The following is a 13,190-nucleotide window of genomic DNA, read 5'->3' on the forward strand; positions in this document are numbered from 1 at the left end:
AAAACAGGAAATTCAGGAAAGAAGAGGGAAAGGGGTTTTGTTGTTTTTGTACAACTTTAGGTAGGTGAATTGTCTGATTTTGCCCTAAATTAATGACACAAGATTGATTTTTCGGCATGATTAACTACTAGGAAGCAGGCACTTCATGATTGTTTGAAGGCATCGAGTATTGACAGTTTGCCTTGCGCTTCTTTATAGTGCAACCTGATATATCCGATTTGCCGCTGTTTTGATACTGCGGCCTGTATATTGGTACTTTGCAGCGGTTGCTTTCCTAGTCCGCCGCATAACAATTTGATGAGGGAATAAAATGACCAAACAGCTGAAATTAAGCGCATTGTTCGTTGCCTTGGTTGCCTCTGGCACCGCTATGGCCAGCGAAGCGCACACCAAACACGGTTACACCGTAAGCAGCCAATCTCAAGAAATCGTCCGTAACAACTACGGCGAATGCTGGAAAAACAGCTACTTCGACAAAGCTACCGAAGGCCGTGTTGAATGTGGTGACCGCGAAGCAGTTGCTCCTGTACAACAAGCTCCTGAGTATGTTGATGAAACTGTTTCCCTGTCTTCTAAAACTCTGTTCGGCTTCGACAAAGACAACCTGCGTCCTGAAGCTCAAGAGAACCTGAACGCTTTGGCTCAACGCCTGAGCAACGAAAGCGTACAAACTGTACGTGTTGAAGGTCACACTGACTTCATGGGTTCTGAGCAATACAACCAAGCTCTGTCTGAGCGTCGTGCCAACGTAGTTGCTAACTACTTGGTAGGTCGTGGCGTTGCTTCTAGCAAAATCTCTGCAGTAGGTCTGGGCGAATCTCAAGCTCAAATGACTGCTACTTGTGAAGCTGAAGTTGCTAAACTGGGCAAAAAAGTTTCTAAAGCTAAGAAACGTGCTGCTCTTATCGCTTGTATCGAGCCTGACCGCCGCGTTGATGTTAAAATCCGCAGCGTGGTTACTCGTCAAGTTGCTCCAGGTCAAACTATCGAAGGTCAAGGCGAATTGCCTGCTACTGATGAAGGTTGGATCCCAGCTCCTTACAATGGCGTTCACGGTTACGCTAAACCTTAATCGGTTTTTGAAAAATGCCCTGCATATTGCAGGGCATTTTTTTATGGTTTATATTTGAAGAGTCGGGGAATTCATGATTCAAAATAAAAGGCCGTCTGAAAGACTTATTTTCAGACGGCCTTTTATTAAGACAGATTAGTTTGACTTGGGCCATTTCCATACGCAAACAGCGGCGAGTATTGTACAAATCAAAAAGATGATACTGGATAAGCCGTGCCAAACGCCGAATGTTCCACCTACTAGGGACAGTAACCAGTTATCTAGTCCGTACTTGTGTGCCTCGATAACCGGCGTAACCAAAAGATGATTACAGGCTAAGAGTAGCCAAAGTACCAATATCCACCAAGAAAGTAAGGCCAGCTGCCGTCTGAAAAAGGCATAGGCTGCGCCAAAAATAACTAAGCCACAAAGTGCTGTAATAGCAAATAAAATGCCGGCAATTTCTCCTGCCAGCATTTTGGGCAGGATGCGGAATAGGATAGGGGCAGTAACATAGCCTGCTGTCAGCTGCATACCAAGCCACATGGCGGCAGCGGTTTGGATAATTTTGTATAGTAGATTCATTATGCTTCTCCTGTGAAGATTTTATTTTCTTTGATTATGGTGTTTTTAGGTACAGCAAAAGGCCGTCTGAAAATGTTTTCAGACGGCCTTTTGTTTATTTAAATATATTGCACGGCAATGATGTCATATTCACGCACGCCGCCGGGTGCTTGAACTTCTGCAACGTCGCCTTCTTCTTTGCCGATCAGGGCTCGGGCAATGGGGGAGCCAACGTAGATTTTGTGTTCTTTGATGTCTGCTTCATCTTCACCGACGATTTGGTAGGTAACTTGTTCTTCGGTTTCCAAATCTTCCAGTGTCACAGTTGTGCCGAACACAATTTTGCCTTCTGCATGGATTTCGGCAGGGTTGATGATGTGCGCCATAGAGAGTTTGTGTTCCAACTCGGCAATGCGGCCTTCGATAAAGCCTTGACGCTCTTTGGCGGCTTCGTATTCTGCGTTTTCAGACAAGTCGCCGTGTGAACGTGCTTCGGCGATGGCTTCAATGACTTCTGGGCGTGCTACGCTTTTGAGGTGTTGAAGTTCTTGTTTCAACAATTCTGCACCACGGACGGTCAAAGGGATTTTTTGCATTGAGTTCTCCATGAAAGCATGATGATGCTTTTAAAATTTTATCCGGCCACGCGCGGTAGCCGGATTGGAAATAAAAATACAAGCCGCCAAAGCTTGGCGGCTTGATGAATAAATAAGTAATGCCTGTATTCTACCAAATTCTGCCGAAACCGCAATAATTAAAACGGATTTTCAGTAAAGTGTTGTTTTCTGTCTATTTTGTTTTTCAGACGGCCTGAAAACTAAATATTGAAGTATTTCAAAGCTGCATCGGAAAAACGGTTTCTTAAATGAATGTTTTTGATTAAAATGCCTGATACTAATTCGTAATAATTAGTCTGCTTTGACTATATAAAGAGAATATATGGAAACAAAACCAACTTCCCAAAATGAACAACAGGCTAACCGCCGTTATTTGACTGTTTGGCGATGGCATTTTTATGCCGGACTTTTGGTTGCGCCGTTTTTAACCCTGCTGGCTGTTACAGGGTTGGGAATGCTGCTATTTGCCAATATTACCGGTAAAGAAGGCGAGCGCATACATGTTACGCCTCAGGCAGTGGTTCAGCCTTTGTCGGCTCAGGCTGAAGCTGCCAGACAGTTTGTGAATCCGGAAACTTCCTCTGTGGTGCAGTATATTGCGCCGCGCACAGATGATATGGTTGCCGTATTCCGCGTGAACAATGACGATAAAGCCACTATGGTTGCCGTTGATCCCTATACGGCAAAAGTCGTGAACACGATGCCGCGCGGTCAAGGCTGGTATCACACGATGGATGAAATCCACGGCGATATTATGATTGGGGCGACAGGGGACTACCTGTTGGAAACCGCTGCGTCGCTAACCATCATCATGATTGTGACCGGTATTTATTTGTGGTGGGTAAAACAGCGTAGTCTGAAGGCTGTTTTTTTACCTAAAGCAGGCAAAGGTCGTTCTTGGTGGCGCAACCTGCACGGTGCATTTGGCTCTTGGGTTTCTTTGATTTTATTGCTGTTCTGTCTGTCGGGCGTTGCTTGGGCAGGTATTTGGGGTGGTAAAGTGGTTCAAGCGTGGAGTCAATTTCCTACGGGTAAATGGGGCGTGGAGCCTAATCCTGTATCTTCCGTATCAACCCATGGTGATGTGCTGAACGACGGTAAATCCAAAGAAGTGCCGTGGATTTTGGAGCTGACGCCTATGCCGGTTTCCGGTACGACAATGGGCGAAAACGGCATTAATCCGAGTGAGCCGATGACGTTGGAGACGGTTGACCGCTTTGCGCGCGAAATTGGCTTTAAAGGTCGCTATCAGCTTAATTTGCCTAAGGGTGAGACCGGTGTATGGACGCTGTCGCAAGACTCAATGAGCTACGATATGATTAGTCCGACTGCGGATCGTACGGTACACATTGATCAATACAGTGGCAAAATCCTGGCTGATATTCATTTCGATGATTACAACTGGTTTGGTAAATTCATGGCGGCAAGCATTGCTTTGCATATGGGTACGCTGGGCTGGTGGAGCGTATTGGCAAATGTCTTGTTCTGCCTGGCGATTATCTTTATCTGTGTCAGCGGTTGTGTAATGTGGTGGAAACGCCGTCCTTCGGAAGCGCGAGGTTTAGTTCCTCCTGCACAGAAAATTAAATTTCCGGTATGGTGGGCAATGGCTGTGCCACTTCTGATTTTGGCTGTGATTTTTCCAACGGCCATTGCTGCAATCGCTGTTATTTGGATTTTGGATACACTGTTGTTGTCGCGTATCCCAGCATTGGCAAGATGGTTTAAATAACCGTCTGATGTGATTAAAGGCCGTCTGCATCTTTTGTTTCAGACGGCCTTTGTTATAAAGGTTAAAAGAAGCAGGGGGAGTTATAATTCTGTTTAAGTTTATGCGTGAGATGGGAATTGTGATTGGCTTACAGGATTGTGTAAGAAAGACAAGGCGTTCTTGTATAAAAACAAAAAACCCACTTCATTGAAGTGGGTTTTTGATGAAGGCTTTAACCTTTGCGAGCAGGCAATTTTTCTTTAATGCGAGCTGCTTTACCGGTCAGGCCGCGCAAGTAGTACAGTTTGGCGCGACGTACGTCACCACGGCGTTTAACTTCGATTTTTTCTACGGTAGGAGAGTACAGTTGGAAAGTACGTTCTACACCTTCGCCGCTAGAGATTTTGCGAACGATGAAGTTGCTGTTCAGGCCACGGTTGCGGCGAGCGATAACAACACCTTCGTATGCTTGCAGACGGCTGCGAGAACCCTCAACTACGCGTACAGATACGACAACGGTGTCGCCTGGAGCGAATTCAGGGATTTCTTTGTTCAAGCGAGCGATTTCTTCTTGCTCTAATTGTTGAATCAAGTTCATTTGTTTTTCCTAAGTTATGATTGGATTTCCTGTTGCTCTTGCAAGATTTCTTTTAAGAGGCGGGATTCCTTTGGGATTAAACTGCGCTTTTCCAATAAATCGGGTCGGCGCTCTAAAGTGCGTCGCAGTGATTGTTTCAATCGCCACTCGGCAATCAAGCCATGATTCCCTGAGCGTAAGACATCAGGAACTGTCATGCCTTGGAATTCTACGGGTTTGGTGTAATGAGGACAGTCTAAAAGGCCGTCTGAAAACGAGTCTTGTTCGGCTGACTGTATATCGCCCAATACGCCCGGAACCAATCTTAAGACAGCATCCATCAACATCATGGCGGGTAATTCGCCACCTGAGACGACAAAGTCGCCAATGCTGATTTCTTCGTCCACACTGCTTTGCAATAGTCTTTCATCTATGCCTTCATAGCGTCCGCATAGAAGAATAAGATGGGGCAGTTCGGCAAGATCTGCGGCCTTTTTATGTGTCAGCGACTGACCTTGCGGACTGAGATAAATTACTTTGGCAGGTTTTTGCGAGTTTGCTTTGGCTTCTTCAATTGCTGCTTGAAGCGGCGGCGCCATCATAATCATTCCCGGACCACCTCCGAAGGGGCGATCATCGATATAGCCAAGTTTGTTGTCGGCAAATTTTCGGGGATTAACGGCTTGAAATTGCCAAAGGTTTTGTTTTCTTGCCCTGCCTGTAACACCATATTCGACAATGCTGTCGAACATCTCTGGAAAAATGGTGATGGCTTGAATCAGCATCAGTAATCCAAACCCCAGTCGGCGATAATAGTTTTGCTGTCGGTATTGACAGATTCGATATAGTTGGAGACGAAGGGAATCAGGATTTGTCCGTGTTTGCCTTTAATCATCAAAACATCATTCGCGCCGGTTTCCATCAGGTTACTGACTTTGCCGAGGACAATGTTTTCTTTATTGATGACGGTCATGCCGACTAAATCTGCCCAGTAGTATTCGTCTTCTTCAGTAGGGGCGAATGACTCTCTGGGAATTTCGATGGTATAGCCGCGCAAGGCAAATGCTTGATCGCGATCGTCTATACCTTCAAATTTGACCTGAAGTTCGCCATTGACAATTTTACCTGCCTCAAGCACAACATTCAGGGTTTTGCCATCCTTGCACAACTGCCACTCTGGGTAGTCCAGCAGACTGTCGGTATATTCGGTATTGGCGGCAATTTTAAGCCAGCCTTTAATGCCGAACACACCTTTGATGTAGCCCATGGCTACCCGTGTTTGAGTGTCTGTCATGGTCGTTTCAGCTGATTAAGCAGCGATTTTTTGCTCTTTAATCAGTTTGGCAACTGCGTCGCTAACTTTCGCACCTTGAGCAACCCAGTGGTTGATGCGGTCTGCGTCGAAACGTACACGTTCTTGTTTTTCGTTGGCAACGGGGTTGTAGAAACCTACGCGCTCGATGAAGCGGCCGTCACGACGGTTGCGAGAGTCAGTTACGACTACGTTGAAGAAAGGGCGGTGTTTTGAGCCGCCGCGAGCCAAACGGATAACTACCATTTTGAGTCCTTTTGAAAAATGCGGATATATAGAAACCGCTAATTTTAGGATATTTTACACGGGTTATGCAAGTTTTTATTTGTTTTTGTTGCTGTTTTGCCATTCGTTCAAATCGAGGCTTGCTTGATACAGGCCGCGGTCGGTTTCCGATGGAGTGACGGTAAATCCTGATTTTTCAGCGAGTTTGAGCATCGGTGTGTTTTCTTTGAGGATTTCCGCATTCATGATTTGATAACCTTGCTGTGTGGCAGTTTGGATAATGAGGCTTATCATTTTGCCGGCCAAGCCGGTTTTGCGTGTTTCAGGTGCTAAAGTAATGCCGAACTCGCACTCATTACGATTGATGCGGCTGTAACGGCTAACTGCGACGATACGACCGTCTGAAGCGAAGGCTACCCACGCGCATTCGGCATGGAAATCGAGACGGGTCAGCCGTGCGAGTGTCGGCGGCGGCAACTCGTTGGTATGGGTCATGAAGCGCGTATAGCGGTCGGCCGCGGGTAATTGGCGGACAAATTTTTGTTTGGCTTCGGCATCTTCAGGTTCTAGTGCGCGGATGTGCAGTGTGTTGCCGTCGGGCAGGGTAAAGGTATCGGTTTGGCTCGGATAGGGTGCGAGTACGTTTTGTATCTCGGGAGTTTCGGTTTTAGGGTGCAGTAGTTCGGACGCGGCTTCGCCGGTGTTGCGTAGAAACTCGGCTGCGACCGGATTTTTTTGTTGGAGGTAGGCGGCGGCACTTTGCATTTTAGCGGCGGCCTGTTCTAAGGTTTGGACGGCTTTTTTGGGGATTTTGGTTGTCGGCGTGGCTGGTTTTTCCACAATTTTGGGAATGATGGTGCTGCTGTATTGGCTGCCGTTGTAGTTGAGGATGATGTCGCCGATATGCTGGTTGTTGTGGATAAGCGTGTTTAGGGAATGCAGGAATTGATTGAGAACGGAAGTGTTGTCAAGTTCTGCAAACTGGCTTAAACGCTGGATATCGAGTGTGGTAAAAGGAGGTAATGCGGCTTCGGTTTTGCCGTTGTAATGGGCGGTAAGGATATTGCCGTAAATGGCATGGCGGTTGAATCGGAATTGGACGGCATTGTGTTTTTGGGTTTGGCACGGAGGCAGGTATAGGGCTTCCGCCATCAGTTCGGTTTGGCCGGAAGCAATGGCTTTATCGATACTTTTGCTTTTAGGTGTTTTCAGACGGCCTGTTTTGGCTGGGGCAGGGGTATTTTGTATTTGTTGCAAATAGGTTGTTTGATTGCGGAAATAAAGTGTCAGTAAGGCTTCTTCCGGCGTGTTGAACCGAGTCAGGCCGTCTGAAAAACGATAGCTGACGAGAATGGGCTTGCTGGTTTTTTGTGCCAAATTATCCAGAGTTTGATGAATGCTGTACGCATCCGGCGTATCTGGCGAAATAATGCCAAGCAGGGCTTGAGTATGCGGATTTTGTAATTGTTCGAGTGCCAGACGGTGGATGCGTGCAGGCGTTGGGTTGCTGCCGATGCAGCCTTGTCGGATGGATGGTACATCGGTTGGGAGGTCGAGGGTCAATTCACGGGCATCGGCGGTAGTGCGCAGCCATTCTATCGGCGTGTCGGACAGAATAGTGGGATTAGTAATGACGGGAATGCCGGAAAGGTGGGCTTTTAGGGCTGCTTCCAGTTCGGCGGTATTGAATACCGGTTGGAAATTGCAATGGCGGCTGAGGCTGCGCAGGATGGCTTTGTCTGTGTCGTTGGTGTAGTGTGTGGACAATAGGATAAGCGGAGTGTGGCGTGTAAAGTGGCGGATGGCACTGAACAGCTCGCGTTGGTTTTCGGCCGGATTGTAGTGGATCACGGCAACTTTGGTATGGCGGTTGTGGCCGAAGCGGTTGAGCCAGTCGGCGGATGTAGTAGGGCTTAGGTTATAGTTGAGGCTGATGTGGCGTGATACGCCTTGGTGCAGCGTGTTCAGCAGGTGGTTGATGTTGCGGCTGACGGTGCTGTGGCCGGTGAGTAATGCGATATGGCCGGCCGGATAGTCGGTTTGGGTGCCGATGTTGAGGTTGAGCGAGGGAAGTTGGATGCCTGCGCTGTTGCATACGGTGATGTTCAATTCATCGCCGTGATGTTTTTGAATGGTGGAACGGGCGTTTTTGCAGGATTCGGGCGGTAGGTTTTCCCAATCTTGAATCAGAATAATGTGGTGCAGGTCTTTTTTACGGCAGGCTTTGAACAGCGAGTCGTAATGGTCGGGCGGGATAACGGCAACAACCAAATCGGCTTGTCCCGGGATTTTGCTGAGGCTGGAGTAGGAGGGAATGCCTGCTACACTGCTGTGTCGAAGATTGACGGGGGTGATTTTGCCTTGATATGAGGAACCGAGCAGGTGGCTGAAAATGCGTTCGCCAAGGCTGTGCGGACGTTCGCTGGCGCCGACGAGGATGATGTGTTCAGGCATGAAGAAGTAGCCGGAGCCGGTTTGGACGGTTGCGCTCATGATGGTTCCTTATTTGTGTTTTTGGCCGTCTGAAAAGTTTCAGACGGCCTTATTTTTAGACTTCTTTTTTGTCTCCGGCTTTCTTTTTGGGAAGGATAAAACGCATCCTCAGGCCGTTGGGTTTGACATTTTCAGCAATGATTTTACCGCAGTGCTGTTCCATAATGTGCTGTGTCAATGCAAGCCCTAAACCTGTACCGGGCTTGTGCGCGCTGGAGTCGGCGCGATAAAAGGCAGTGAAGATATGCGGAAGCTGCATTTCATCGACACCCGGACCGTTGTCGGTCACATCGATAATCCAGTGTTTGCCGTCTTGTCCGATATGGGTTTGAATGGTGCTGCCTTCCGGACTGTAATTGATGGCATTACGGATAACGTTGTCAAAGGCGCGGTATAGATAGCCTTCGTTGGCGCTGACCACGGCATTTTCGGGGATTTTTGGGTCAATGCTCAGGGTAACGCTTTGGTTGTTTTGGTGGGCAATGCTTTGGTTGTCCTCAATCAAGTTGGTTAAGAACGGAACGAGTTTGAGGTTTTCTTTTTCCAAAGGAATATTGGAAGTTTCCAAGCGGGATAGGGTCAACAATTCGCCGACCAGAGTATCCATGCGCACCAATTCGCCTTCAAGGCGCTTGAGGTATTGCTCTTGCTTTTGCGGCTGAGATTGAATCAGGCCGACAATCGCCTGCATACGTGCCAGCGGCGAGCGCATTTCATGAGAAACGTGGTGGAGCAAATGACGCTCTTTGGCAACAAGTTTTTCCAGTTTCTCGGCCATTTTGTCGAACTGCACGGCAAGGTGGGACAATTCGTCGTCACGGTCGTCAACTTGCTGGGAAATGCGGGTTTCGAGTTCGCCATTGGCTACCCTGTCCATGCCACCGCCAAGAATTTTAATGGGCTTGGTGATGTTGTTGGCAAGGATGTATGCCATCAACAGGCCGACGATGATGATGAAAGACAGAATGATAAATTCATGCCAAATAGGCGAAAGCGGCAGGCCGGGAATAAAGAGCGGGCTAGGGAGGCGTTGAGCCTGATGGTTGTCCCAGCCTTTAATGAAGAAGAGGTATTCTTCGCCGAAACGGTCGTATTCGATGTGGGCTAAATCGGATTCGGGGTTATTGATGGCAAAGATGCGGGCACGTTCGATGGACAGGCTGTCGATGTTGCGGCCTAAAATATCTTTTTTATCGTCGCCGGTAATCACATAAACGGCATTGGAAACCGGATTGTTTTTCCATTCGGAAAGAATTTCGCGCGCACCGCTGTCTCCGCGCGAGTTAAACGCGGAGATGATGCTGCTCATCAATGTGGTTTCGATGGTGCGGCGTTGGTTGAATTGGTTTTCGGCGAGGGTGTTTTGTACCAGCCAAAATGAAAAACTCGCCACAAAGATTGCGCAGACGATGACTGCGCAAAATGTGGCGAAGATGCGTTGAAACAGTTTCATTGATCTGTTTAATCTTTAGTTTTTAACAAACAGGTAGCCTAAGCCGCGTACAGTTTGAATCAGGGAGGCATCGCCCAATTTGTGGCGGATGCTGGAGATGTGTACGTCGATGCTGCGGTCAAATTTAGCCAGTTTGCGGTCGAGTGCCTCGATAGACAGGGTCTCTTTGCTGACGACTTGTCCGGCGTGGCGCATCAAAACTTCGAGCAGGTTGAATTCGGTGCTGGTCAACTCGAGCGGAGTGTCTTTGATGCTGGCTTGGCGTTTTGCCGGGTACAAAACGACGTCACTGACAGAAATGCTGTTAGGCGCGTTGTTTTGTTCGGTGCTGTGTTGCGCACGGCGCAGGATGGCGTTGATGCGTGCCAAGAGTTCGCGCGGTGTACATGGTTTCGGAACATAATCGTCCGCACCCATTTCCAGACCGATGATACGGTCGATGTCGTCGCCTTTCGCGGTCAGCATGATGATGGGTACGGTGCTTTGGGTGCGTACGTTTTTCAGTACGTCCAAACCGTTCATTTTAGGCATCATGGAGTCTAATACGACGACATCGTATTGTCCGGTCAGAATTTCTTGAACGCCGGCTTCGCCGTCGGGAACACTATGAACGTTGAGACCTTCGGCAGTCAGGTATTCGGTCAGCAATTCGGTCAAGAGAGCATCGTCATCTACGAGTAATACGCGACTCATGGAATTTCCTTTTCGTGATTGTATGCGCTGCGGTACTAAATGGCAGTACGGCGCTTAAAATAGAGTTGTGTTCAATCTTAACATGCAATCTGCTTTTGTTGATAGCGTAATTTTCTGTGCTTTTGCGCTTTTTTGCATAGAAACTCGCTGCTCTTTACATTTTCAGACGGCCTGTAAGGACAAACTGACAATTGGGTGTGTTTTGTTCAGGGTTTGTCGCATGATTGGGCGGTTTGGTGTTTCGGTGCGTTGATGAAATCTTTGCAATCAGACAAAAGTTTGGGCAGCAAGGGAGCGAATGCCGGGTGACTGCGTATTTTGTCAGCGTAGAAATACATCATATAAGGATAATAATATTGCATTGCCTGCATCCATTGCGCACCTTCTTCTTTTTTGCCTTGTCGGTAGAGGTAAAGGCCGACTTGGTAGGCGCTGGAGTAGGGGCGGTAGGTCAGGGCTTTGAGTGCTGCTTCTTCCGCCCACGGACGGATGTAGGCATCGGTCGGGTCTGCACGTTTGCTCAAGCTCAAATCAGCGTAATAGGCAAGCATGGAGCTTTCTTTGGAAAGTCGTTGCAAGCCGTCGATTTTGTTTTGAACTGTTTGCTGATCGTCGGTTTTCCCTACACGGCTATATTGGGTCAGATTTTGATATTCCCAGCTGAGGTTTGCCATGCCGATTAAAATCGATAAAGCAGCTATACCGCCTACCCACTGTCTGATTCGGGTAGATAAAGGGCCGTCTGAAACATCTTTCGGATAAGAGGGTGTCAACGACAGAATCAGGCTAAATACGGTGAGGAAGTAGATATACCAAAGTGGATATTCAAGCATGCTGTGGCAGAGGCTGACGGCGGCGGCTGTCAGTAAAAACAGCGAGGCCGGTGTTTGGTTGCGTCCCAACAGTCGCCATACGGCTGCAAGCAGGGTTAAGGCTGCGAGCAAGGTGCCGACAATGCCCATTTCGGACAATAACTGCATGACGATATTGTGCGAATGGGTAAACAGTACGCCGAGGATGTTGTTGGGGAAGTATTGTTGTTGGGCATTGATCAGGAAGGTTTGTTGGGCAAAGCTGTTCCAGCCATGGCCGAACCAAGGTGCGGATTGAAAGGCAATCCATGCTTTGCTCCATTCGATTTGGCGCATGGAGCCTTCAAAACCGCTGGTGCCTGCGCGTTCGACAGCAGTTTCGTATTTGATGTTGCCAAACAAATCCAATAGGCTGCCCATGCCGAATTGGAAAGCGGCGGCCAGGATGGCGGTCAGAAGGAAAATGCACAGTGCGCGTTTGTGTTGGAAACGGGTACGCCAAAACCATAACGGTGTAATCAGGAATAGGGCGGCAATGTAGCCTAAGATGGTGCGTGAGTTGACCAGGCCGAGGGTTGCGGTCAAAGCCAATACAAACAGAAAACCTGCTGTATTGGACATTTTGCGTGCCGTCCATAAATAGGATGCCGCCAAAATGCCCCACATTAAATAATGTCCCAAATGATTGCGCTGGCCGAGTTGACCGTTTACGGTGCCGTTGCTTCGGGCAATGATGCCGTTCAACCACTCTACGTTGGACCAGCCTTTAAATTGCAGCCAGACGATGGAGGCCTGTATGGTTGCCCCTATCAATAAAGACCAAGCGAAGATGCTGACGACGCGTTCCTGTCCGTAAGCTGCTACCCAGCCCCGCACCGACCATGCGCCCAGTGCCAAAATGACAAATGTCCAGGCGGTAATATCGCTCATGCCGGGGTAGGTGGAATGCATGAGGCGTGCTTGGAGCAACCAAAATGCAGCCATGGCAAACAGGCCGATACTGAGTGTGGGAAGACGGATATTCAGCAGGCCTTTGTGTGCGCTAATCAATGTCAGTACCAATGAGCCGCTCAGTGAAATGGCTTCCAGATAAAAGCTGGGTAGTGGGCCGACTCGGTAGAGTGAAAGAAAAGGGACGGCGCAAATCCAAATAAAGCTGAGCCATAAAGGCCAAAAGGTTTTCACTGAAGATTCGGTCAGGCCGTCTGAAAGTGTGTGGTAGGTCATTTTGATGTGTGTTTTTGTTGTTTGATAAATGCAAGGCAGCCGAGGAAAAAGGCAATGCACAATAATACGGAAACGGCGGCGCAAATCCGGCTGGCGACGGCTGTGTCAGCCAGGCGCATACAGGCTTCGGCAAAGTAAATCAGAATTAGCATGGAGCTGTATTGGTAAGTGTAGATGCGTTTTTTCAAAATACCGGTCAACGGCAAGCACAAAGGCAGGGCTTTCAGTGCCAACCATGAGCCGCCTTCGCGCAATGGAGCGATCCACAATTCCCACGACAAGGAAAGCAGAATCAGCAGGATAAGGCTTATGGACGTTGCAAGATAAGGTAATGGGGAGCGTGTATTATTCACAAGATTGAGGGCGTAAGCCGTACTGGAAAACTTAAAATTATACCGCTAAAAAGGCGGGGTAAGCCAAGAATATTGCTTAAAGATGCTCAAGAAAGGATTTAT

13 protein-coding genes are annotated in these 13,190 nt (G+C 48.2%); 2 read left to right on the top strand and 11 right to left on the bottom strand.

What is annotated here, in order from left to right; all coding sequences use genetic code 11:
- Positions 1-310: 310 nt before the first annotated feature.
- The gene (locus tag ACTHSA_RS03190) at positions 311-1,072 is read left to right on the top strand and encodes an OmpA family protein (protein ID WP_070587458.1); all 762 of its coding nucleotides are present in this window, start codon (positions 311-313) and stop codon (positions 1,070-1,072) included.
- A gap of 135 nt (positions 1,073-1,207) precedes the next feature.
- Here ACTHSA_RS03190 and ACTHSA_RS03195 read toward each other — a convergent pair whose 3' ends face one another.
- The gene (locus ACTHSA_RS03195) at positions 1,208-1,636 is read right to left on the bottom strand and encodes a DUF4149 domain-containing protein (protein ID WP_004519635.1); all 429 of its coding nucleotides are present in this window, start codon (positions 1,634-1,636) and stop codon (positions 1,208-1,210) included.
- Between the two features lie 98 nt (positions 1,637-1,734).
- A complete protein-coding gene (greA, locus tag ACTHSA_RS03200) occupies positions 1,735-2,211 on the bottom strand; it encodes a transcription elongation factor GreA (protein ID WP_039862094.1) in 477 nt (158 codons plus the stop codon).
- Positions 2,212-2,554: 343 nt separating this feature from the next.
- On the opposite strand from greA, the gene ACTHSA_RS03205 reads away from it, so the two are divergent.
- Positions 2,555-3,964, top strand: coding sequence for a PepSY-associated TM helix domain-containing protein (locus ACTHSA_RS03205; protein ID WP_049336743.1), 1,410 nt, complete (start codon positions 2,555-2,557; stop codon positions 3,962-3,964).
- Positions 3,965-4,175: 211 nt separating this feature from the next.
- On the opposite strand, the gene rplS is transcribed toward ACTHSA_RS03205, so the two are convergent.
- The 9 genes from rplS to ACTHSA_RS03250 all read right to left on the bottom strand — a co-directional run bounded on the left by rplS (position 4,176) and on the right by ACTHSA_RS03250 (position 13,088).
- Positions 4,176-4,541, bottom strand: coding sequence for a 50S ribosomal protein L19 (gene rplS, locus ACTHSA_RS03210; protein WP_003679470.1), 366 nt, complete (start codon positions 4,539-4,541; stop codon positions 4,176-4,178).
- Between the two features lie 14 nt (positions 4,542-4,555).
- A complete protein-coding gene (gene trmD / locus ACTHSA_RS03215; RefSeq protein ID WP_004519639.1) occupies positions 4,556-5,305 on the bottom strand; it encodes a tRNA (guanosine(37)-N1)-methyltransferase TrmD in 750 nt (249 codons plus the stop codon).
- The gene (gene rimM / locus ACTHSA_RS03220) at positions 5,305-5,814 is read right to left on the bottom strand and encodes a ribosome maturation factor RimM (RefSeq protein ID WP_070625118.1); all 510 of its coding nucleotides are present in this window, start codon (positions 5,812-5,814) and stop codon (positions 5,305-5,307) included. The genes trmD and rimM overlap by 1 nt, the downstream gene beginning before the upstream one ends.
- 15 nt (positions 5,815-5,829) lie before the next feature.
- Positions 5,830-6,078: a 30S ribosomal protein S16 gene (gene rpsP / locus ACTHSA_RS03225; protein ID WP_003684452.1), complete on the bottom strand. Its 249-nt coding sequence runs from the start codon at positions 6,076-6,078 to the stop codon at positions 5,830-5,832.
- A 75-nt stretch (positions 6,079-6,153) separates the two neighbouring features.
- The gene (locus ACTHSA_RS03230; protein WP_440378797.1) at positions 6,154-8,550 is read right to left on the bottom strand and encodes a GNAT family N-acetyltransferase; all 2,397 of its coding nucleotides are present in this window, start codon (positions 8,548-8,550) and stop codon (positions 6,154-6,156) included.
- A gap of 55 nt (positions 8,551-8,605) precedes the next feature.
- Positions 8,606-10,003, bottom strand: a complete 1,398-nt coding sequence (locus ACTHSA_RS03235) for a HAMP domain-containing sensor histidine kinase (protein WP_004519642.1) — start codon at positions 10,001-10,003, stop codon at positions 8,606-8,608.
- A gap of 15 nt (positions 10,004-10,018) precedes the next feature.
- Entirely contained in the window at positions 10,019-10,696 is a 678-nt protein-coding gene (misR, locus tag ACTHSA_RS03240) for a two-component system response regulator MisR (RefSeq protein ID WP_004519643.1), read from the bottom strand.
- 206 nt (positions 10,697-10,902) lie between these two features.
- On the bottom strand, positions 10,903-12,735 hold the full coding sequence (locus tag ACTHSA_RS03245; protein ID WP_049336737.1) for a PglL family O-oligosaccharyltransferase: 1,833 nt from the start codon (positions 12,733-12,735) through the stop codon (positions 10,903-10,905).
- Positions 12,732-13,088, bottom strand: a complete 357-nt coding sequence (locus ACTHSA_RS03250; RefSeq protein WP_049336736.1) for a DUF2069 domain-containing protein — start codon at positions 13,086-13,088, stop codon at positions 12,732-12,734. Before ACTHSA_RS03250 ends, ACTHSA_RS03245 begins: the two co-directional genes overlap by 4 nt.
- Between the last annotated feature and the right edge of the window lie 102 nt (positions 13,089-13,190).

The organism is Neisseria sp. P0008.S002, assembly GCF_051962805.1.
Classification (GTDB): Bacteria; Pseudomonadota; Gammaproteobacteria; order Burkholderiales; family Neisseriaceae; genus Neisseria; species Neisseria perflava.

Excerpts from the sequence above, each read along its gene's own strand:
- rpsP (WP_003684452.1), bottom strand. The coding sequence starts at position 6,078 with ATGGTAGTTATCCGTTTGGCTCGCGGCGGCTCAAAACACCGCCCTTTC.
- ACTHSA_RS03235 (WP_004519642.1), bottom strand. The coding sequence starts at position 10,003 with ATGAAACTGTTTCAACGCATCTTCGCCACATTTTGCGCAGTCATCGTC.
- greA (WP_039862094.1), bottom strand. The coding sequence starts at position 2,211 with ATGCAAAAAATCCCTTTGACCGTCCGTGGTGCAGAATTGTTGAAACAA.
- ACTHSA_RS03190 (WP_070587458.1), top strand. The coding sequence starts at position 311 with ATGACCAAACAGCTGAAATTAAGCGCATTGTTCGTTGCCTTGGTTGCC.
- rplS (WP_003679470.1), bottom strand. The coding sequence starts at position 4,541 with ATGAACTTGATTCAACAATTAGAGCAAGAAGAAATCGCTCGCTTGAAC.
- trmD (WP_004519639.1), bottom strand. The coding sequence starts at position 5,305 with ATGCTGATTCAAGCCATCACCATTTTTCCAGAGATGTTCGACAGCATT.
- ACTHSA_RS03230 (WP_440378797.1), bottom strand. The coding sequence starts at position 8,550 with ATGAGCGCAACCGTCCAAACCGGCTCCGGCTACTTCTTCATGCCTGAA.
- ACTHSA_RS03205 (WP_049336743.1), top strand. The coding sequence starts at position 2,555 with ATGGAAACAAAACCAACTTCCCAAAATGAACAACAGGCTAACCGCCGT.
- misR (WP_004519643.1), bottom strand. The coding sequence starts at position 10,696 with ATGAGTCGCGTATTACTCGTAGATGACGATGCTCTCTTGACCGAATTG.
- rimM (WP_070625118.1), bottom strand. The coding sequence starts at position 5,814 with ATGACAGACACTCAAACACGGGTAGCCATGGGCTACATCAAAGGTGTG.
- ACTHSA_RS03245 (WP_049336737.1), bottom strand. The coding sequence starts at position 12,735 with ATGACCTACCACACACTTTCAGACGGCCTGACCGAATCTTCAGTGAAA.
- ACTHSA_RS03195 (WP_004519635.1), bottom strand. The coding sequence starts at position 1,636 with ATGAATCTACTATACAAAATTATCCAAACCGCTGCCGCCATGTGGCTT.